20 protein-coding genes are annotated in these 21,450 nt (G+C 55.1%); 15 read left to right on the top strand and 5 right to left on the bottom strand.

Translation table 11 applies throughout. From position 1 onward, the window contains the following. Window positions 1–61 precede the first annotated feature (61 nt). From H573_RS0107640 to H573_RS17460, 14 genes are all read left to right on the top strand, one after another. Window positions 62–1,372 (top strand): TolC family protein, encoded by a 1,311-nt coding sequence (locus tag H573_RS0107640; RefSeq protein ID WP_036256141.1) that lies wholly within the window; start codon window positions 62–64, stop codon window positions 1,370–1,372. Continuing rightward, on the top strand, window positions 1,369–2,913 hold the full coding sequence (locus H573_RS0107635; RefSeq protein WP_027873750.1) for a FixH family protein: 1,545 nt from the start codon (window positions 1,369–1,371) through the stop codon (window positions 2,911–2,913). Before H573_RS0107640 ends, H573_RS0107635 begins: the two co-directional genes overlap by 4 nt. Further along, window positions 2,907–5,999, top strand: a complete 3,093-nt coding sequence (locus H573_RS0107630) for an efflux RND transporter permease subunit (protein ID WP_027873749.1) — start codon at window positions 2,907–2,909, stop codon at window positions 5,997–5,999. Before H573_RS0107635 ends, H573_RS0107630 begins: the two co-directional genes overlap by 7 nt. A gap of 54 nt (window positions 6,000–6,053) precedes the next feature. Further along, on the top strand, window positions 6,054–6,446 hold the full coding sequence (gene merC, locus H573_RS0107625) for an organomercurial transporter MerC (protein WP_027873748.1): 393 nt from the start codon (window positions 6,054–6,056) through the stop codon (window positions 6,444–6,446). Further along, window positions 6,434–6,661: a GDCCVxC domain-containing (seleno)protein gene (locus tag H573_RS19840; RefSeq protein WP_084497985.1), complete on the top strand. Its 228-nt coding sequence runs from the start codon at window positions 6,434–6,436 to the stop codon at window positions 6,659–6,661. The genes merC and H573_RS19840 overlap by 13 nt, the downstream gene beginning before the upstream one ends. 227 nt (window positions 6,662–6,888) lie before the next feature. Beyond that, a complete protein-coding gene (locus H573_RS0107615) occupies window positions 6,889–7,272 on the top strand; it encodes a hypothetical protein (RefSeq protein ID WP_027873747.1) in 384 nt (127 codons plus the stop codon). Between the two features lie 100 nt (window positions 7,273–7,372). Beyond that, the gene (locus H573_RS0107610; protein WP_027873746.1) at window positions 7,373–9,223 is read left to right on the top strand and encodes a copper resistance system multicopper oxidase; all 1,851 of its coding nucleotides are present in this window, start codon (window positions 7,373–7,375) and stop codon (window positions 9,221–9,223) included. Beyond that, the gene (locus H573_RS0107605) at window positions 9,220–9,939 is read left to right on the top strand and encodes a copper resistance protein B (RefSeq protein ID WP_027873745.1); all 720 of its coding nucleotides are present in this window, start codon (window positions 9,220–9,222) and stop codon (window positions 9,937–9,939) included. Before H573_RS0107610 ends, H573_RS0107605 begins: the two co-directional genes overlap by 4 nt. Window positions 9,940–9,951: 12 nt before the next feature. Next, window positions 9,952–10,206 carry a hypothetical protein gene (locus H573_RS17465; RefSeq protein WP_051171111.1) on the top strand — a complete coding sequence of 85 codons (255 nt, stop codon included), beginning with the start codon at window positions 9,952–9,954 and terminating at the stop codon, window positions 10,204–10,206. A gap of 84 nt (window positions 10,207–10,290) precedes the next feature. Then, entirely contained in the window at window positions 10,291–10,857 is a 567-nt protein-coding gene (locus H573_RS0107595) for a c-type cytochrome (protein WP_027873744.1), read from the top strand. A gap of 3 nt (window positions 10,858–10,860) precedes the next feature. Beyond that, window positions 10,861–11,598 (top strand): helix-turn-helix domain-containing protein, encoded by a 738-nt coding sequence (locus H573_RS0107590; protein ID WP_027873743.1) that lies wholly within the window; start codon window positions 10,861–10,863, stop codon window positions 11,596–11,598. A gap of 158 nt (window positions 11,599–11,756) precedes the next feature. Beyond that, a complete protein-coding gene (locus H573_RS0107585) occupies window positions 11,757–12,602 on the top strand; it encodes a sterol desaturase family protein (RefSeq protein ID WP_027873742.1) in 846 nt (281 codons plus the stop codon). A gap of 102 nt (window positions 12,603–12,704) precedes the next feature. Then, window positions 12,705–13,043 carry a YnfA family protein gene (locus tag H573_RS0107580; protein WP_084497983.1) on the top strand — a complete coding sequence of 113 codons (339 nt, stop codon included), beginning with the start codon at window positions 12,705–12,707 and terminating at the stop codon, window positions 13,041–13,043. Window positions 13,044–13,115: 72 nt separating this feature from the next. Then, a complete protein-coding gene (locus H573_RS17460; RefSeq protein ID WP_051171110.1) occupies window positions 13,116–14,012 on the top strand; it encodes a cation diffusion facilitator family transporter in 897 nt (298 codons plus the stop codon). 62 nt (window positions 14,013–14,074) lie between these two features. On the opposite strand, the gene H573_RS0107570 is transcribed toward H573_RS17460, so the two are convergent. Then, the gene (locus H573_RS0107570) at window positions 14,075–14,944 is read right to left on the bottom strand and encodes a cation efflux transmembrane domain-containing protein (RefSeq protein WP_205618918.1); all 870 of its coding nucleotides are present in this window, start codon (window positions 14,942–14,944) and stop codon (window positions 14,075–14,077) included. Between the two features lie 98 nt (window positions 14,945–15,042). Here H573_RS0107570 and cadR point away from each other — a divergent pair, with 98 nt between their 5' ends. Continuing rightward, entirely contained in the window at window positions 15,043–15,441 is a 399-nt protein-coding gene (gene cadR, locus H573_RS0107565; protein WP_027873739.1) for a Cd(II)/Pb(II)-responsive transcriptional regulator, read from the top strand. A gap of 51 nt (window positions 15,442–15,492) precedes the next feature. Here cadR and H573_RS0107560 read toward each other — a convergent pair whose 3' ends face one another. From H573_RS0107560 to H573_RS0107545, 4 genes are read right to left on the bottom strand one after another with little or no spacing between them, the layout of a single operon-like run. Beyond that, complete coding sequence (locus H573_RS0107560; protein WP_027873738.1) at window positions 15,493–18,600, bottom strand: efflux RND transporter permease subunit; 3,108 nt, start codon at window positions 18,598–18,600, stop codon at window positions 15,493–15,495. A 10-nt stretch (window positions 18,601–18,610) separates the two neighbouring features. After that, on the bottom strand, window positions 18,611–19,507 hold the full coding sequence (locus H573_RS17455; protein WP_051171109.1) for an efflux RND transporter periplasmic adaptor subunit: 897 nt from the start codon (window positions 19,505–19,507) through the stop codon (window positions 18,611–18,613). A gap of 16 nt (window positions 19,508–19,523) precedes the next feature. After that, on the bottom strand, window positions 19,524–20,786 hold the full coding sequence (locus H573_RS0107550) for a TolC family protein (protein ID WP_051171108.1): 1,263 nt from the start codon (window positions 20,784–20,786) through the stop codon (window positions 19,524–19,526). A 48-nt stretch (window positions 20,787–20,834) separates the two neighbouring features. Then, entirely contained in the window at window positions 20,835–21,179 is a 345-nt protein-coding gene (locus tag H573_RS0107545) for a hypothetical protein (protein WP_027873736.1), read from the bottom strand. Window positions 21,180–21,450 lie beyond the last annotated feature (271 nt).

The following is a 21,450-nucleotide window of genomic DNA, read 5'->3' as shown; positions in this document are numbered from 1 at the left end:
TTCGCAGCCAGGATGTTTGCGCGTGCGTCTAACGCGCTGATTGATGCAATGGGTGAGAAAAATGAAACTGAAACTATATTATTGCTGGCTGCTAGTCGGGCTTGCCAGCATTGCGCCGAATCTGCATGCGAACGAGCCCTCAGGGTCTGAGTGCACACGATCTGCACCAGTCAATGAGCGCGAACTGGTTTCGCTGGCGCTGACCTGTGCGCCTCTTATTCAGGCGCAGCAAAGCCGCCTGAATGCCCACAGTCAAAGTGTGAAGGCAGCCGGGCGTTTTGCCGAGCCTCGGCTGAGCTTCGGTATAGCGCCAGAAACGTATTCCTCTGACCAGGTTGATGAAGGCTATCAGATAGAACTGTCGCAGGCGCTGCCCTGGCCGGGGGAACGTGCGCTCGATAGCTCGCTGGCAAAGGCTCGTATTCACAAAGGCCACGCAGAACTTGATCGGGAGCGAATCCACATTGCCCTGCGAGTACGGCAGGCCTATGCCCAGTGGCTGCATTCCCACACCACGCTGGCGCTGAGCAATGAGCATGTTGCGGTGCTCGAGCAAATTGTCGAGCAGCTGCGGGCCGGGTATCGCAGCGGCAGCACCGCTCGTTCAGCCCTGCTCCGGGCCCAGCAACAGCTGCTGAGTCTGAAACAGGATGCTGCAGACCTGCGCAAGCTAACGCTACGCAATGAAATTATGCTCGCGTCTGCGACCGGCGTGGCTAGCGCTGTCGAAGAGACTGGCACCGGTTGGGCGCTATTGAATCCTGAGCCGCGCTATCTGAAAGCCAGCCTCACCCGGCTGGAACAACACCCCGCGATAGAAACCCTGCGCGCAAACCAGTCAGAAGTTTCCGATCGTCTGGCCCTGCAAAGGAAAGATCGCTTGCCGGATGTAGCTCTGATGGCCCGCTACAACACCCTGTGGGACAACGAAGACAAGCGCTGGACGGTCGGTGTCGGGATGAACCTGCCGCTGGACTTTGGCAAACGCAGGGCTCGCGAAGACAGCCTCACCGCACAGGCGAATGCGCTGAGGTGGCAACAGCGGGATAGCCTGTTGCAGCTTGAAAGCACACTGCAGCGCAGCTTCTTGAGTTGGCAGGAGCATTTTGAGCGGGGGGCGCTGTATGAAAAAGAACTGCTGCCTATGGCCAGTGAGCAACTGGAAGCAAGCCTGGCGGACTTTCGCACCGGCGCGATTGATTTTCAAAGCCTGCTGATTGCCCAGCAGGAAAATCTGGAAACCCGCAAACGTCATCACGCCGCGCAACGCGATCTGCGTTTGAGCCGCGCCGAATTTATTGCGGCCGCCGGGCTGGTGTTTCTTGAAGACCTGCAGGGTGAGGAAGTTGCAACCAAGGAGCTGACGCAATGAAACCGATTTATCTGACGTTCTTTTGGGTGCTTTTGTTGGTGTTGGCGGGCTGCGATTTAAAGGGTGGCAACGAAACGGGTGCGGTTTCCGCGACCGAGGTCATTCAAGCCGGCGAGTTGCAAGTGCAGGTTGGCCTGCAACACGATCCGCCAACAGTCGGTGAAAACACACTGCTTATTCACGTGAAGGATCAGCAGGGCAAGGCGTTGAACGATGCCACGGTGCGGGCCGTGGCGGAAATGCCCGCCATGGGCAGTATGCCGGCAATGCGCAGCGCGGCTAATATGCAGGCCGCAGGCGAAGGGCGCTATAAAGGCACTTTTGATCTGCCGATGAAAGGTGAATGGCCGCTGGCGGTGGATATCGCCTGGGAGGATGAAAGCGGTCAGAACCAGCATGTCGACCTGGTGTTTGATATGGCGACCGGTCGCGAGGGGCTGGCCCTGGTCAGCGCTCCGGCGGCCGGAGAAATTGCCTATCACACCTGTTCCATGCACCCCTCGGTGAAATCTACCACGCCCGGAACCTGCCCGATCTGCGGTATGGATCTGGTGCCGGTGACACGTGAGGAGCAGCGCAGCGTCACCATTCGGGTGGATGAAGACCGCCGCCAGAGCGTTGGCATAAAAATCGGTGAGGTGGTGCACAAGCCCTTTCACTTTCCTTTGCGATTGCAGGGGAAAATCGCATTTGATCAGAGCCGGGTAAAGGCGATCAATCTGCAATACGGTGGCTGGGTGAGCAAGGTACGCGCCCTGGAGCCGGGGCAGCGCTTCAACCAAGGCGAAGCACTTTTTTCCCTTTACAGCCCGGAGCTGTTTGCCTTGCAGGAAGCGCACTATCAAAGCTACAGGCGCAACCCAACAGCAAATAGTCCGACCTTGCAGGCGTCCCGCGAACGCCTGCGGCTGGCGGGATTGCTGGCGGAGCAGATTCAAACCATAGAGCGCAAGGGCGCCCAATCGCACATTTCGATACTGGCGCCGCAGCCGCTGGTGATCGTCAGCAGTCAATTAACTGAAGGCGCCGCCGTGCAGCGCGGTCAAAGCGTTCTACAAACAGCATCCATTGATCAAGTCTGGGTGGAAGCCTACGCCTATGAGCGAGATATTCCGCTGTTGCAGGAGGGAATGTCTGCGCGGGTAAAGCCGCCGAATAGCGGTGTAGAGAAAGAAACCAGCGTAGACCTGATCAGCCCCTTTGTCAGCGGTGCAACGCGCAGCGCGCGGGTGAGGCTAAGCCTGCAAAACTCCGATGAAACCTTTATGCCCGGGCAGTTCGCCGACGTGTGGTTATACAAACGCCTGGGTGAGCAATTGCTGGTGCCACTGGACGCGGTGGTGGTGGCCGGGGACAGACGCATAGTGTTCAAGGATCTCGGCGAAGGGAAACTGCAGCCGGTAAAAGTGGAAACCGGCTATAACGATGGTCAGCATATTGTTATCCGTAAAGGTTTGAAGGAAGGCGACCGTATTGTCACTTCGGGTGTGTTTCTTATCGCCGCTGAAAGCAAGCTGAAGCTGGGGAGCGATGCATGGTGACCAGTCCGATAGCCCGTCTTATTCGCTTCTGCGCAGAACACGCTGGCCTGACCATCCTGCTGGTCGCCTTTGCGGCGGTTTTTGGTTGGCGCAGTTTGTCCCAAACCCCGCTGGACGCCATACCTGATCTGTCAGATGTGCAGGTCATTATCCAGACCGACTGGTCAGGGCGTAGCCCGGATCTGGTGGAAGACCAGATCACCTATCCTCTGACCAGCGCATTGTTATCCGTCCCCGGTGTACAGTCGGTGCGTGGCCAGAGCTTTTTTGGCAGCAGTTTTGTCTATGTCATATTTGAAGATGGCACCGACATCTACTGGGCCCGCTCCCGGGTACTGGAATACCTGAGCAGTCTGGGTAGCGAACTGCCGGACGGCGTTCAACCCACGCTTGGGCCCGATGCCTCCGGCGTTGGTTGGGTGTATCAGTACGCCCTGGTAGATCGCAGTGGCCAGCACAGCCTCGCGGACCTGCGCAGTTTTCAGGAATTTAAATTGCGCTATTGGCTCAGCAGTCTTGATGGTGTTGCTGAAGTCGCGACCGTGGGCGGCTTTCTCAAGGAGTACCAGATTCACCTGGATCCGCACCGCCTTGCGGCCGCCAATATCAGTCTGCAAAAAGTGGCTGATGCAGTGCGTCAATCCAATCAGGATGCGGGCGGGCGTGTGCTGGAAATTGCCGGGCACGAGCACTTTATTCGCGGGCGGGGTTATCTAAAAAGTCGGGAGGATCTTGAGAACGTCGTTATAGGCCTCGATAACAAACAGGTGCCGATATTACTCAAGCAGGTAGCCGACATCACGCTCGGGCCTGCCATGCAGCGTGGCCTGGCTGAACTGGATGGCGAGGGGCAGGTGGTCGGCGGCATTGTGGTAATGCGCTACGGTGAAAACGCTTTGGCGGTTATCGATCGGGTTAAAGCGCGTCTGGCGGAGCTGGAATCGTCGCTGCCCGAGGGCATGGAAATTGTGACCACCTACGACCGCTCAACGCTAATCCGACGCGCCATTGATACCCTGAAGTTCACCCTGCTGGAAGAAATGGTGGTGGTATCGCTGGTGATCATCGCCTTTTTGCTGCATGTGCGCTCCGCACTGGTGGCGTGTATCACGCTGCCGATTGCCATCCTGCTGGCCTTTATCCCGATGGCCGCGCAAGGGCTAACGGCCAATATCATGTCGCTCGGGGGTATCGCCGTTGCGATTGGCGCCATGGTGGACGCCGCGGTGGTGATGATGGATAACGTGCACCGAAAACTGCGCGATGCGGATAGCGAAACAGATCGGAAAGAATTATTGATTGGCGCCTTGCAGGATGTAGGCCCGAGCATTTTCTTTTCGCTGCTTATCATCACCGTATCCTTTTTACCGGTATTCAGCCTGCAGGCCACCGAAGGCCGATTGTTTCAACCCCTGGCATTTACCAAAACCTACAGCATGGCCTTTGCAGCAATTCTATCAGTCACTTTGATACCAGCCTTGGCAGTTGTATTGCTGAGGGGTGATAAACCCTTGCGGGAAAACACCGTTGAAGTTCGCCTGCGAAGAGCGCTTACGCCGCTGATCGGAATCGCTGTGCGTCATGGGCGAATCACCATCGCCGTGGCCGTTATAGCCCTGCTGGCTACCGTGCCTGTGGCACGACAATTGGGCAACGAATTTATGCCACCGCTCAATGAAGGCAGCATTTTGTATATGCCCACAGCGTTGCCGGGTATGTCGATCAGTGAAGCGGGGCGGGTCTTGCAGAGCATGGACAAGGCCTTGGCGAGTTTTCCGGAAGTCGAGCGGGTGTTTGGCAAGATCGGCCGATCCGATAGCGCTACCGATCCGGCGCCTTTGTCGATGGTGGAGACGGTGGTCACCCTCAAGCCAAAGTCCGAGTGGCGCCCCGGACTGACCTGGGATGGACTGATCGCTGAGATGGACGAAAAGCTGCGCTACCCCGGCATGCCAAACATCTGGTGGATGCCCATTCAAACCCGCACCGAAATGCTCGCCACCGGTATTCGCAGCACCCTGGGCATCAAGGTATTCGGTGACGATCTGGCAACCATTGAAGAACAAGCCACGGCGATAGAGAAAGCATTGCAGGAGGATGCCCGAACCGCCGCCAATACCCGCAGTGCCTTCGCCGAACGGCTGACCGGCGGCTACTTTCTCGATTTTGATATCGACCGCATGGCCGCCGCACGCTACGGCCTGACGGTGCAGGACATACAGAACACGCTGACCCTCGCGGCCGGCGGAATGCCGCTGACAGAGACCGTAGAAGGGCGCGAGCGCTACGCCGTGAATATGCGCTACGCGCGGGACTATCGCCAGAACCTGAATGAACTTGAGCGGCTGCTTGTTGCAACACCCGGTGGGCAACAGGTGCCGATCAGTGAAGTGGCTGAACTGCGTTTTCGCACCGGGGCTCCGATGATTCGCAATGAAAATGGCCAGCTGGTGGGGCTGGTTTTCGTCGATGTGCAACCGGGTATCGGGGTGGCAGATTATGTACAAGATGCCAAAGCCGTGGTGGCAGACCGGGTTGCTTTGCCGGCGGGATATGCACTGGAGTGGGCAGGGCAGTACAAGTACTTCGAGCGCGCCAAGGCGCGACTGCAGTGGATGGTGCCTGCCACACTGGCCATCGTTTTGCTGCTTCTTTACCTGCACCGGTCGAGTTTCAAGGACGCTCTGTTTGTGCTGAGCGCGGTTCCCTTCGGTCTCACCGGGGCCTTCTGGCTTCTGTTCATGCTCGATTACAAACTGAGTGTCGCGGTTTGGGTGGGCATTATTGCCATGGCGGGTTTGGCTGCGGAGCTTGGGTTGTTGATGTTGCATTACCTCGATAGGGGCGAAGTAAAGCAGAGCAATCAAAACATTGTGGAATCTGCTTCTTTGCGGATTCGCCCGATGTTGATGACAGGCCTTACTTTGCTGTTTTCGCTCATACCCGTGATGGTGAGCGACGGCACAGGTGCCGATGTTATGAAGCGTATCGCCGCGCCAATGGTCGGGGGGACGTTAACGTCGTTGCTAACCGTAATGCTGGTATTTCCCGCACTGTATGTGCTGTGCTATCGGGAGAAATTTTGACTATGAAGCGGCTACAGGGTTTACCGTGGGTCAGGGTTACACGCGGGTATCACTATGATCTTTACCAGGGTATTTGAAAAGTTGGGCAATCTGGGTGTGGTTGTCAGTGCCTTGGGTTGCGCGGGCTGTTTTCCGGCATTGGGCGCGCTGGGTGCGACATTGGGGCTGGGTTTTCTCTCCCAGTACGAAGGCCTTTTTATCAATACACTGCTGCCGCTCTTTGCGCTGGTTGTGCTGTTATTGAACGCCTTTAACTGGACGCGACACCGTGTATTCTGGCGGGGCTTGCGGTCAGTGTTGCCGCCGATCGCCATTCTGTTGGTGCTGTATCCCCTGTGGGCCTATGCCTGGAGTACAAAACTTTTCTACGCGGCGCTGGTCGCAATGTTTGCCTTGTCCGTCTTTGATTTGTTGAAATCTGCGGGGGCGATTCAATGTCGAACGTAGAGCTGAAAACCGTATTAACGTGCCCGGAGTGCGGCGAAGCCTCGCCGGAAACCATGCCGGTTGATGCCTGCCAATGGTTTTACGAGTGCCGGCACTGCAGCGCAGTTTTGAAACCATTATCCGGCGACTGCTGCGTTTACTGTTCCTACAGCAGCGTGCCCTGTCCGCCGATGCAAACGGGCGGCGGATGCTGTGATCTTGAAGCCGATAGATAAACTGCCTGAATGGAGGCAATGCATTAAATAATCCGTTTCTAGTTGACTCTGAAGTAGGGTACAGGGTTTCAGATAGGGCTAATCCTTGTGAGCCTGGTAGACTATCATTTCCAGCTTGATAGCCGGTTTCCTGGCACCTTGGCCCTATAACTACTGGCGCGGCAAGGCCTGCCATTAACCTTATAGAGGGTTTAGATGATCAGAAGGATGGTGATAGAATTCCGTTCATGAACATGCAACGTGTAGCCATTATGGTCATACTGATCTTCCTGGGACAGCAGGCGGGTTCGGTGTGGGCTGGCGCGATGTTCAATGGCCATTCCAATGGCCTTCCTTCTGTCGCGCCAGTGGCAGACGACGCGATGGCCGGGCATTGCGACAGCACCGAGCAGGCTCACCACGCCGATGTAAGGGAGTCCGTTGCCGAGTCAGAAGCAGAAGACTGTTGCAACCTGGAGTGTGAATGCTGCGTCGGGCATTGCCAATCCACGCTCGCCCTCATTCCTCTGAGCATTGACGTCTACTCCTCAAACCACAGCCGTTTTCAGGCTGCCTCTCAATCAACTCGCACCACTAATCAGAGTCACTTCCGCCCACCGATTTTTGCCTGACACAGGGTTAGTCCGTCTGTGCTAAGCGTTATTAATCACGCGCAGTGTGTTGTGTCATGACCGCCTTCGTTGTTATGACAGGTAAAAAGAGGAAATTATCGTGAATCTGGAAAATTTTTCGTCCCTTTCCCGTCGTCGTTTTGTCACTGGCGCGGCGGCTGGCGCCGCGCTTGCGGGGTTCGGTTTGCCCCTTAGAGCCGCAGAGGCCAATCCCCGACCTCGAGTGCTTACAGGCAATAACTTCGATCTTTCTATTGGCTACCAGTCAGTCAACTTTACCGGTGCCGAGCGTACCGCTACCACGGTAAACGGAAGCCTGCCTGCCCCCATTTTGCGCTGGAAGGAGGGGGAGCGGGTCCGATTGAATGTAACGAACCACCTGGCCCACGACAGCTCCATTCACTGGCACGGCATCATTTTGCCGACGGATATGGACGGGGTGCCGGGCTTGAGTTTTGCCGGTATAAAGCCGGGGGAAACCTATCACTACGAATTTGATGTCAATCAAAGCGGCACCTACTGGTATCACTCCCATTCAGGGTTTCAAGAACAAACCGGTCTGTACGGCGCCATCGTGATTGATCCGAAAGAGCCTGATCCCGTGGTGTGTGATCGGGATTACGTGGTGCTCCTGTCGGACTGGTCAGACGACAACCCCCACGATATCTACGCCAAACTGAAAAAGATGAGTCACTACTACAATTTTCAGGAGCGCACAGCGGGCGACCTGTGGCGAGATATTAAAGAGAAGGGGCTGGCGCAGACCTGGAACGAGCGCAAAATGTGGAACACCATGCGCATGAGCCAGACCGACATCGCTGATGTCACTGGTTACACCTATACCTTCCTGATGAATGGCATCACACCCGATAGCGGCTGGACCGGCTTATTCAAACGCGGTGAAAAAGTGCGCCTGCGTTTTATCAATGGCGCTGCAATGACCATTTTCGATATTCGTATTCCCGGTTTGAAAATGACCGTGGTTGCGACAGACGGCCAGAATATCGAGCCGGTCAGCGTCGACGAATTTCGTATCGGTGTTGCGGAAACCTACGACGTTGTGGTCGAACCGAGTGACGACAGCGCCTATACAATCTTCGCCCAGACCATTGATCGTTCTGGCTATGCTCGCGGTACGCTCACACCAGATCCCGCGTGGACAGCCGAAGTGCCCGACATGGATTACACCCCGGTGCTCAGCCACGCCGATATGGGGATGGCGGCAATGGGTGGCATGGATCATGGCGGCCATGATATGGGCAGCATGAAGGGCATGAAGCATGATATGTCCGCAATGGGTGACAAGCGCATGGATCACAGCATGCACAAGATGCATGGCATGCAGGGGATGGATCACAGTCAGCACCGTATGCAATCCATTGCCAGTGCAGGCGAGGGCAGCAATAGCCCCATAAAGCATGATTCGACTGAATACGGGCCACATGTCGATATGCTTGCGCCCGCACCGCAGAATGGCTTGAACGACCCCGGGGTGGGTTTACGTGATCACCAAGAGCGTTACGGCAGAAAGGTGCTCACCTACGGGGATATTAAAAACCTCTATCCAACGCTCGACAAGCGAGACCCCGAGCGCGAAATTCAGCTCCATCTGACCGGCAATATGAGTCGCTATATGTGGTCCGTTGACGGCATCAAGTTTGCCGATGCCGAGCCGCTACGGCTGACCTACGGCGAGCGGGTACGCATTACCCTCGTTAACGACACCATGATGACTCACCCCATTCACCTGCACGGTATGTGGAGTGAACTGGAAACCGGTGACGCCGCTTATATTCCGCGAAAACACACGGTGATTGTTCAGCCGGGTTCCTCCATCAGTTACCTGGTAACAGCCGATGCCTTGGGTCGCTGGGCCTACCACTGTCATTTGCTTTATCACATGCCGGGCATGATGCGGGAAGTGCGGGTGGAAAAAGGAGGTCGCGCATGAAAACTTTAACGTACAACCGTATCTGGCTCTGTATCGCGGGAGCCTTCGCACTTACTGGTCCTGCAGCCCTCGCCGGCGGTAAAGATGACCCCTTTCTGATTATGGGCAAGCTGGATCAATTCGAGGTGCGTGATACTGAAGGCGACGATCCGCTGGTGTTGGAAGGCTCGCTATGGGCCGGCTACGATCTGAACAAGTTCTGGCTCAAAGCAGAAGTCGAGCGTGTGGATAACGAGAGCGAAGAGCTGGAGCTTCAGGCCTTATACAGCCGTGCCGTTTCCGCTTTTTGGGATGTTCAGGTGGGTATTCGCAAGGATTTTAAACCTGAGCCCGACCGGGAGTGGGGCGTCATCGGTCTCCAGGGGCTGGCCCCCTATCTCTTCGAGGTAGACGCAGCTCTTTTTGTCGGCGGTTCAGGGCGTACTGCTTTGAGGCTAGAAGCAGAATACGAATTTATGTTCACCCAGCGCCTGATCATGAGCCCGGAAGTAGAGCTTAACGCATACGGCCACAATGATCGTAATATCGGTGTGGGTTCCGGTCTGGCTGATATCCAAGCGGGCTTGAGATTGCGCTATGAAATCCGTCGTGAGTTTGCGCCTTACCTCGGTGTCAACTGGAGCAAGAAGTACGGCAACACCGCAGATTTTGCAGCAGCGCACAGTGAAGATATTGAAGATACACAATTTGTGCTGGGCATTCGTGCCTGGTACTAAAGGAGAGAATGTATGTTAATCCGAATAGTGCCTACCCTGGCTCTGGCTTTGCTTTTTAGCACAACGACGAGCGCCCACAGCCCCGACAAGGTTCGCAAACAGGCAAAAAAGCCGCAATGTGAAGCCTTTTTAAAAAAACCAAAAGAAGAGATGGATGCCAGCGACCCGGTAACGCGCGCCATGATGAAAAAATGTGAGGTCGAGCAACAAGATCAAACTGAGAGCAAGGGAAACGCGGCCTTGGAAAACGACGAGCACCATCACTAACCCTGGCATGGTGCCGCGATTTCTGTAATCCATTGCAGCTGATCTCGGCGCCATCTTTCAACCGGCTGAATCGAGGTTTTCTTCATGAAGGCAATTAAAATAACGCTCGGCTTGATACTTTTGCTAATTGCGACTGGAGTCGGGTTCCTGTACTCAGGGCTCTACCCCATGGGCGCAGATGACCGTCATTGGGGTGTTAGCTACTGGGCTTTGGAGACGCTTCGCGAAAGATCTATAAAACGTGCATCGGAGAATATTAGCGTCCCTGACCTTGGAGACTCTGACTTGTTGCTAAGTGGCGGTGCCGACTACAACGACATGTGTGCAGGGTGCCACCTGCAACCGGGTGTTTCGTCAACCGACTTGAGTTTGGGTTTGTACCCGGCGCCGCCGGATCTGACGGCTTCTGCAGACAAACACGATCATGCCCATCCGTTTGGTGAGCACGACTGGGATGCTGCCTTACGTCGTCAGTTTTGGATAATCAAACATGGCATCAAGGCATCGGGTATGCCCGCTTGGGGTGAAACACACACCGATGAGCGTATCTGGGCGATGGTTGCCTTTATTCAGAAGCTACCCGAGCTCAATGAAATGCAATATCAAATTCTTACCGCGCGAGGAGAATCTGATCAGGGAGGGCATCACTAAGTCATGGGCGCGGCGCACTGGCACGGGGAAGCCGCCCTGGCTCCCGGAATTGGTCTTTTCCGAGGCCACTCTGGCGACAACCGGGCCCATCGCCACTGGGCCCACCAGATAAGCTTGGCACTCGATGGAACTATAGAATTCAACGTAAACGATATCGAATACTGTGGGGCCGGGTTTCTGATACCGGCTGGTGTCAAGCATCGGCAGCTTGAAGCCAATGTGTTCTCTGTTTATGTTGACCCCACCAGCTCCTTTTTGGATGGGCTGAACATTTCTTTGTCACATTCGGCTGCGATACATGCTTTGTCTGACGCCAGCATTCAAAAGCTTGTCTCTCTTTTTCCAGCTGATTGTGCTTTGTCTGAATGCCTTGCTCTATTTTTTAAAGCTTTTGAAACTGAAAGCTCGCGCCAGCAAGCTGACCCCAAACTGACTCTGGTATTGGCGGAACTGAAAAAGGCCATAGACGATAATGTGATAATCGACCGTGAGCAGCTGGCCCGCATTTGCCATCTATCTCCCAGTCGCTTTTCGCACTGGTTTAGCCAGGAAACAGGGATGCCTCTTCGCAGCTATCGAAAATGGCTCCGGCTTATAAAGGCTCTGGAAACTGCCGTTTTAACAGGCAGCCTGAATCGAGCGGGCGTTGATGCCGGATTCTCCGACCAATCTCATTTCAACCGTGCCGTCTCGGAGGCCTTTGGGGTAAGGCCCACCGACATACTGGAATTGCTTGGTTGAACAATTCACGCTTTGTTATCGGTTGCCACCGGGGCTGATTTGCAGGATTTTATGGATAGAGCAAGATAGCACTTTCGTTCAATACGCCGTTACCTGGCTTTCGTAGTATGGCATCACACTAACTCAGCGACGAAGCTGACTATTGGAGTAAAAAGGTGATGCGTACATTGATTCGTTGGGGGAGTTACCCGCTGATATTCCTGGGTTGTGCCTGGTTGCAGTATTTTATCGTGGTGGAAGGACTGCCTTATTGGCCTCTGTCGGCGCTCGTAGCTGCGGCCGGTATTGGTCTGATTGTGGTACTCGAACGCATCCAGGCCTATGAGCACGACTGGAATAAAGACCACGGTGACACGGTCGTTGATGTTTTTCACGCGGCATTCAGCCTAACCCTGATTTTCGGGGTTGTAGAACTTGTTGTCTTGTCGCGTAGTTTGCTCCCGCTGGAGTGGGACCTTCTTCATAAGAATTGGCCGCACGAAGCGCCTCTGTGGGCGCAGATACTTATCGCCGGTGCCATTATCGATTTTGGTTTATGGTTTATGCACTGGCTCAGCCATAAGAATCACTTTTTGTGGCGCTTGCACGCCCTGCACCACAGTTCCGAGCGGCTCTACTGGCTCAATGGTGAACGGCGGCACCCTATAAGCGCCGTGTTGCTGGCCAGTCCCGGCTTGCTCGTCGTTGTAGCCCTTGGTGCACCCGCATCGGTGATCGGCTGCTGGTTTGCTATCATCGCTGTGCATCTCGCGCTTCAGCATTCGAACCTGGATTATAGTGTCGGTGTATTCAGACAGGTGATTGGCGTTGCCGAGATTCACCGTTGGCACCACAAGCGTGAGTATGAAGACGCCCAGGTTAATTTTGGGGAATTCTGGATGATATGGGACCAACTGTTCAGAACCTTCAAGTATGCGAAAAACGGTGTACGGGTTGGTGAAGTAGGGATGCGTGAAGAAATGCCAATCCGCTACTGGCAGCAAATATTTTGGCCCTTTAAATGATTGCTTGCGCCGAACAATGTGTAGCTAATATGTAAATCTGGCTGTCTGGCCAGATTCACACTCAATTTGTAATAAGCAGTGCTGCGGTAATGGGGAATGTAAATGCTGATTCTGAAAACGACTGCGCTTTTTACGGTCACTGCGCTGGCTGAGATTGTCGGCTGCTACTTGCCTTGGTTGTGGTTAAAGAAGAATGGTTCTCCGTGGTTGTTACTTCCCGCAGCATTAAGTCTTTCGCTGTTTGTTTGGTTGCTGACACTTCATCCAACGGCGAGTGGACGCGTTTACGCGGCCTATGGTGGTGTTTATGTAGCTACAGCGCTGGTGTGGTTACGATTTATTGATGAAGTAGAGCTGAATATTACCGATATTCTGGGCGCCATTATTATCCTGATTGGCGCAGCGATTATTATATTGGGTGGTTTTGGTCACAGCCGATGAATTGAGGTATTGACCCTGTTGTCAGGTACAGGCTTTATGTTTAAAGCTACTTTCTGAATTAGAGGCTTACCTATGGCTGATCATAACCACAGCCACGGGAGTGGCAAAACGCTCCTGCTTTGTCTTGTTTTCACGACAGCCTTTGCTGGCGTGGAAGTGGTTGGCGGCATACTGGCCGACTCGCTGGCTTTGCTGTCAGACGCGGGGCATATGCTTACCGATTCTCTGTCGCTGGGCGTTGGCGCTTTCGCTGCCTGGTTGGCGCGTAAACCAGCTTCGAGCAAACATTCCTTTGGTTTGCAGCGTGCCGAAGTTCTTGGCGCTTTGTTTAACGTGCTTTTTATGGTGGCGGTTATCGCTGTTATCGGGTACGAGGCAATTCGCCGTCTGCTTGATCCACCGCCAGTTGCCGGTGGCATGGTATTGCTTATCGGTGGACTGGGTTTGCTGGTCAATCTGATTGTTGCCTGGATATTGTTGCGTGGCGAGCAGACCATGAATGTACGCGGTGCGTTGCTGCACGTGGTGGGCGATCTGCTCGGTTCCGTGGCTGCGATTGGCGCAGGTGCCATCATCTATTTCGGCGGGCCACTGATTGCCGATCCGCTGTTGTCTCTGTTTGTCAGCTTGCTTATCCTGATCTCTGCCGGACGTCTGTTTCGGGAAGTGCTGCATGTGTTAATGGAAGGGGTACCTCGCGATATTGATGCCCGTGAGGTATGTAAGGCTCTCGCTGGGATTGAAGGCGTGAACACCCTTCATGATTTGCATATTTGGAGCCTGTCCTCTAGCAGCTATGCGCTTGCCGCGCATGTGGATCTGGACAGGCTGGATCGCTGGGAAGAGGTATTGCCACAGCTACAAGTGATACTGCGGGAGCGGTTTGGTATCGAGCATTCCACATTACAACCTGAAGATAGTTGTATCCGGCGCGCTTGTGATGCGCAAGCTAGCTGCGGCGCAGACTGAAGCGTTAGTTTTGCACCGTTAGTCTGCCTGATTGCCACTAGGCGTATACCGGATCGCAGGATTCAAGAGCGAAGCTGAAGTATGCGGCGCGAACCGTTAAGCACAACCAGGCCTATCACCAAGCCGATAACCAGGTCGGGTAAGCGTAATCCAGTCCAAGCTACCAGAGCACCCGCGAGAATAACGCCAGCATTGGCGATTACGTCGTTGGCGGAAAAGATATAGCTGGCCTTCATATGGGCGCCGTCGTCTTTCGATTTGGATATTAAAACTAAACAAGCCACGTTTGCTACCAGTGCCAGCAGGCCGAAGCCCATCATCAGGGTGGACGCTGGTTCGCTGCCAAACATAAATCGCCTTGCGACCTCACTCAGTACGCCGACGGCGAGGATCATCTGCAGCCAACCCGCAAAATGCGCTGCGCGAAGCTTCAAGCTCGCCGCCCGCCCGACCGCGTACAGGGCCACGCCGTAAACCGCCGCATCGGCGAACATATCCAGAGAGTCTGCAATCAGCCCGGTTGATTGCGCGATCCAGCCAACGGTCAATTCGATAAAGAACATCGTCCCATTGATTACGAGCAACCATTTCAGGATCGAAGCTTCTTTCTGATCTGTTTCTGCCTGGGAGGCCATCGCGGTCGATAAATCCGCCGCTTCCACTTCCAGCGTTTCGATCAATCTCGCGCCAAGATTGAGGCTTTCTAGGCGCTGGGTGATGTCATCAATATTTCCCTGATGGAATACCTGAAGGGAGCGTTGGAGAAGGTCAAACTCAAGAGCAACCTCCGGTTGAATGCCGTCGAGCTTCATTCGAACCAGACGCTCCTCCGAGGAACAGTCCATTTTGGCGAGATGGAATTCACTGACAAAACTGTTGTGATCTGCGGAGTCTCCCGAAGTGACGGTATCCGCGTGATTGTTTTCAGCCATTTTCCGTACCTGTGTACACCTGATTCAAAAGCAGTTTAGACTCTATAGTTACTATAGAGTCAATTGGGGCTGAGGGTGGTTTTACCGGGAGGCATGTCATGAGGATTGGTCAATTGGCCGACAAGTCGGGCAGTAGCGTTCAGACGATTCGCTACTATGAGAAAGAGGGCTTGTTGCCCGCTATTTCCCGCACCGACGGTAACTTTCGCGTTTACGATAGTAACGCGTTACAGCAATTGCTATTTATCCGGCAGTGCCGGCAACTAGGCATATCCATAGGCGAAATTCGTAAGCTGGCAGAACTCAAAGTGTCACCGGGCACTGGCTGCGACGAGGTTTACCGGCTGGTCGACGACCACATTCAGACGATCAGTGAAAGAATCCGGGATTTGAAGCAGCTGAAAAAGGAACTTGGTGCTCTGAGAGAGACTTGCTCAACCGGCAGAAGCGTAGAGAATTGCGGCATACTAAAAAGCCTCTCCACTGACAGGGCATAACGCTAAAAATAGAAATATCCGGCTCAAGAGTATGAGCCGGATCGGGTGATCTCAACGTGTTTTTTCACGGCGATGCAGCCAGTGGTAAAGCACGGGCAAGACCACAAGGGTTAGCAGCGTGGACGAAATAATCCCGCCAATCACTACAGTCGCCAGTGGCCGCTGTACTTCCGCGCCGGTACCGGTGTTCAAGGCCATCGGCACAAAGCCCAAGCTGGCAACCAGCGCCGTCATCAACACCGGACGCAGTCGAATCAGGGCCCCTTCGATAATCGCGTGACGCAGGTCGCCGGTTTCATGCCAGAGATCACGGATGAAAGACAGCATCACCAAACCGTTGAGCACCGCCACTCCGGACAGGGCGATAAAACCGACTCCCGCGGAAATGGACAGGGGCAGGTCTCTGAGCCAAAGCGCCATAACGCCACCTGTGAGCGCCAGGGGAACGCCGGTAAAGATAATCAAAGAGTCTTTGAGCGAGCCAAAGGCCATGACCAGCAGCCCCAGAATAATTGCCAGCGTGATTGGCACCACAAGTGCCAGGCGTTGACTGGCCGATTCCAGTTGCTCAAAGGTGCCGCCGTAGTCCAGCCAGTAGCCGCTGGGCAGATCAACTTTCTCGGCAATCTCCTGTTTGACCTCATCGACAAAGCCGCCGAGATCGCGGTCGCGAACGTTTGCGGTTACCACCACACGACGCTTGCCGTTTTCACGGCTGATCTGGGCGGGCGCCGGTTTGAGTTGCAACTCGGCGACTTCACCCAGTGGCACATACCGCCCTGCGGGTAAGGGCACCGGCAGATAGCTGAGGCTGTCTATATCCCGGCGAATATCTTCCGGCAAGCGCAAGGCCAGGGTGAAACGACGGTCACCTTCGTAGATCAGCCCCACCGGTTGGCCGCCAATGCCCGCCGAGACCAGATCCTGCAAATCATCGACGGTTAAACCATAGCGGGCGAGGGTGATGCGTTTGGGAATAACCGAGAGCATGGGTAAGCCACTGACCTGTTCAACCCGTGCGTCGGCGGCGCCTTCGACTTCTTTGAGCACTCCCAGGATTTCTTCAGCCGTTGCTTCGAGCTTGTCGAGATCATCACCGAAGACCTTGATACCCAGATCCGCGCGCACACCCGAAATCAGCTCGTTAAAACGCATTTGAATAGGCTGGGTAAACTCGTAATTGTTTCCCGGCAGCTCTTCTACCGCTGACTCCATCGCGCCCACCAGATCGGCTTTTGATCGGTTGGGGTCAGGCCATTGATCGCGAGGTTTCAGCATGACGAAATTATCCGCCACATTCGGCGGCATCGGATCGGTGGCGACTTCCGGCGTGCCGATTTTTGCAAAAACCTTGTCCACTTCCGGGAAGGCTTTCAGGCGCTTTTCCAGAATCGCCTGCAGCTTAATGGACTGTTCAAGCCCCGTACCGGGAATGCGCAAGGCATGAAGCGCAATATCGCCTTCATCGAGCTGCGGGACAAATTCCGAGCCTAACGTGGTGGCAAGCCATAAGCACACGACAACCAGTGCCGTGGCACCGGCGACCACAATACCGCGAAAGGCCAATGCTTTTTCCAACAAGGGGCGGTAAAGCGATTTTCCCACCCGAATTATGCCGCTTTCCTTTTCACGAACAGGCTTGTTCATCACCACCGCCACAGCGGCGGGCACGACGGTAAGTGACAGCAGCATGGCCGCGAGCAAAGCCATGACTACGGTTGCCGCCATCGGGTGAAACATTTTTCCTTCCACGCCGCTTAGGGTGAAAATCGGAATGTAGACAACGGTGATAATGGCAACGCCGAAGAGACTTGGGCGGATGACTTCCGTCGTCGCCTGGAAAACAACTTCCAGCCTTTCGCGAAGCGCAAGCTGGGTATCGCTCTGGGACAGAGACAGGCGGCGAATGCAGTTTTCCACAATAATCACCGCACCATCGACAATCAAACCGAAATCGAGAGCCCCTAAGCTCATCAGGTTGGCGGATACGCCGGTTCGTACCATGCCCGTGATCGTGGCCATCATGGAAAGGGGAATAACGGCAGCCGTGATCAGAGCAGCTCGAATATTACCGAGTAGCAGGAACAGCACGACGATGACCAGTAAAGCGCCTTCGAGCAGGTTTTTCTGAACAGTGGCGACGGTTTTGTCTACCAAAGTGGTGCGGTCGTACACAGTTTCGACCTTGATGCCGTCTGGCAGTGAGGCTTTAACGTTCTCAAGCTTGTCGGCCAGATCGCGTGCCACGGCGCGCGAATTAGCCCCCATCAACATCATCGCCGTACCGAGCACGGTTTCCTTACCATCGCGGGTGGCAGCGCCGGTTCGCAGTTCCTTGCCAATGGCCACCTCTGCAATATCTTTCACCTTGATAGGCGAAGAGCCGTGACGCCCAACGACCACGTTCTCGATTTCTTCAATCGTCTGTAGCTGACCGGGTGAGCGCACCAGAATCTGTTGGCCGTTGCGCTCGATATAACCCGCCCCGCGATTGGCATTGTTGGCGCCCAGCGCAGTGGCGATGTCTTTCAGTGCAATGCCGTGTTCCAGCAGTTTTATCGGGCTTGGGGTAACGTGGTACTGCTTGTCGAAACCGCCAATGGTATTGATTTCAACCACGCCGCGAACTTGTGCCATCTGGGGTTTGATAATCCAGTCCTGGATTTCCCGCAGGGCGGTGGCGTCATAAGGTGAACCATCGGGTTGTTGTGCGCCGGGCTCGGCTTCAACGGTGTAGCTGAATATTTCTCCCAGCCCGGTGGCCAGTGGCCCCATGGTGGGTTCCAATCCCGGCGGCAAGCCGCTTTTGATGGCCGCCAGACGTTCGTCGATCAGATTGCGGGCGTGATAGATATCGGTGCCTTCTTCGAAGACCACCGTCACCTGTGACAAGCCATAGCGAGACAGAGAGCGGGTGTAATCGAGTTGGGGCAGACCGTACAAGGCCGTTTCCACCGGAAAGGTAATCCGCTGCTCCGCTTCCAGCGGCGAATAGCCGGGGGCTTCGGTATTTATCTGAACCTGCACGTTGGTGATATCAGGTACGGCGTCGATGGGCAGTCGCTGGTAGCTCCAAACCCCCAGCCCCGTCAGTACCAGAATCAGGCTCAACATCAGATAGCGTCGCTCAATGGAGAGACGCACAATAGAATCAATCATGGTGCTCTCCTTAATGTTCGTGGGCGGCGCCGGACTTTTCGATGTCGGCTTTGATCAGATAGCTGTTTTCAATCACGTAGTGATCACCCGGTTTGAGGCCAGAAAGAATCTCTGTATGGCGACCATCCGTGCGGCCCACCTTGACGGGCTGTGCGTGATACCGATTTCCCTCCTGAACAAACACCACCGTTTTGCCATCGTGTGTTTGCAACGCCTCGTTCTCAACCACAAGGGCAACCGAGATGATTTCGGCATCGATCTCGCCAGTCACCAGATCACCGGGGGCCATATCGCCGCTGCTGTTTTCCAGTGTGGTACGGGCCAACACATAGGGTTCGCCATTGTCGGCTGGAGCGAGAGATTCAATAGTGCTTTCATGGCGGTGACCGTTGTGTACTACATGTACGGGAAGGCCGGGTTTTACCTCAAAGCGCTGACCGGAAAATACCTGCATCGTGGCCCACAAGCGCTGGGTATTCACCAATGTAAACAGTGGGGTAGAGCCGGTTATTTCACCGACGCTGGTTTGGCGGGCTTGCACCACACCAGCAATCGGGGCGCGCACAGCATAGTCTTTCAGGCTGTCGTTGGATTCCACCGTGGCCAGTACATCGCCTTTCGCGACCGTTTGGCCAACACTCACTGCTACGGATTTAACCAGACCGGTAAAGCGGGCGCGCACATCCACGCGCTGATCCGGCGGTAAATCCAGTCGACCGTAGACGCGCAGATGACGCTCTATCGTGCCGGGCGCCGCTTCAGCGACCGTAATGCCATTACGCTGAGCCATCTCTTCGGTGATTGTGGAAACGCTGCCTTCTTCCTGGCCGTGGTCGTGTTTGGCACTCGCCTGAGAAAGGGGCGCGCTGCCCAGTAACAGGCTGAAAATTACTATAATGAGTTTCATGGAATACGTCCTGAATTCAGTGTGCATTGGTCACCCCCGGTGATAAGGGGGCGGCAGTCAATTGTTCTATGAGGGCTTGGTTATGCAGAGCCGTGGTGGCTGCCGTAATCAGGTTGCGCCTGCCGTCGAGGTACTCTCTCTGTGCGGCAACCCAGTCGGTATAGCGATAGCGCCCCTGCTCATAGGCTTGTCGCGTTTGTTTCTGTGCGGATTCCAGCGCTGGCAGGATGGTGGTGCGAAGCGCCTCAACCGATGCCCGGCTTTGGCGGTAGGTTTGCCAGGCTTCAAACAGGCGGGCGCGCAGTCTCAGTTCGGCATTGTCTCGCCGATAGGTCTGCTGGTTCTGCTCGGCATAAGCTGCGTCGAGATTGCCGCGATTGCGGCGCCCGGAAAACAGCGGAACCGAAATGCCTGCAGTAAGCGACGAGTCGCCGCTGGCCTGGTCGCGGCGAACGCCCAGGCGCCAGCCAACATCAGCGCTGGATTGGCTGCGTATCAGCTCCAGGTCAGCAGCTGCCATGCGCTGTTCTGCGGCCAGAATTTCGAGTATCGGCGAGTCGGCTACCTGCTCAAACAGGGTATTGAAGGAGGGGGCTTCGGTGATATTAAACAGATCGCCGCTCACGGTAGCGAAGCGGGGCTGATCATCTCCCCACAAAATGGCCAGCGCCAGTTTCCCGGCTTCCAGCTCTGAGCGAAGGTTTTGCAATCGAAGCGCGGCCTGGGCCAGATCCGCCTTGGCTCGAAGCTGGTCAGCCTCGGGGGCAGCGCCCCGATTGCTTCGCTCGGTCACGATGGCAGCCGTGCGTTCCGCTAGCTTATGAGCACCTTCAGCGAGTGAAACCAATTGCTGCAGGCTCAGCACCGACACAAAGCGCTGGGTCACCTGAGCGACCAGATCCACGGCGGCAGCCTCACGTTCGGCGTTGGTCAGGGCATAGCGGGTATCGGCTAACGCCACGCGGGCTGCTCGCTTGTCACCTAGCTCAATAATAGAGCCAATCGACAGCGTGTATTCCGCGTTATCTGTACCGGAGAGTTCGCCAGAGCCAGCCAGATTCTCGGCTTCCAGCTCCACGGTATACGCGGGTGAGAGATCGGCGCTTTGACGCCGGCCGGCAACGGCCTGAAGACGCAGTGGAAACACCTGTAACGCCGGGTTTTGCGCCAGTGTGCGCTCAACAGCTTGCTGCAGGCTGAGTTCTGCGATGGCGGCGGGCGCCAATAGACACAGCACAAGCGCAAGCCACCGCCTGAGCGGATTTTTGCAATTTTTCATGGGTATATCCTGTTTTGTTAACGCTTGGGACGATAAGGGCGAACAGGATTAGATGATGGGGGGGTGAAAAACGTCGTTAGCGTGGGCATCAGCCAGTGGAGACGGCCTAAATGATGAGCTGGTTCGAGCGGCAAGAGAGTCAAAGACTGCAGCGGCCGGTGGTATCACCATGATCTGGTGAAAGTGGCAATGGCAGCAGTGCAGGCAGTTTTCGGCACTCTCTTGCGAACCGCTGGCCTGTGGATCGTCGTCAGGCTGGGAGTCCGTAAGATGTACCAGCTCTTCGTGGGGGGCGCCGTCATCCGCATTAAAGCTGTGTTCATCCAGCATAGACCACACCGATTGCGAAGCAATCAGCATGATGAGCATGTAGATGATGCGGGTGGTATTCACAAATTCGTGGCTTTTTATCCAGACTGAACCAAAGGGTAGCGCATAGGATTGCGGTAGTCGATAGAAGTTCCGTCTCACAGCATAGTGGATTAGGATTGGTGGTATTGCTCGTCGATACAAACTATTACTTAGTGGAGGTCATCTGGTGGGAAGGTTTGCCAAAAACATTGCGCCCTATGTAGTGGCATAGTGAATTTGGCCACCTAATTAGAGGTGATAGCATCACCTCATTCGATTACAGGTGACCCAATGACCAGACCATCACGCCCGA

Origin of the sequence: Neomelitea salexigens DSM 19753 (genome assembly GCF_000422345.1) — a bacterium.
GTDB lineage: Bacteria > Pseudomonadota > Gammaproteobacteria > Pseudomonadales > Spongiibacteraceae > Spongiibacter > Spongiibacter marinus_A.
Note: the sequence above shows the minus strand (reverse complement) of the source record. Positions and strands in the feature narration are given on the sequence as shown.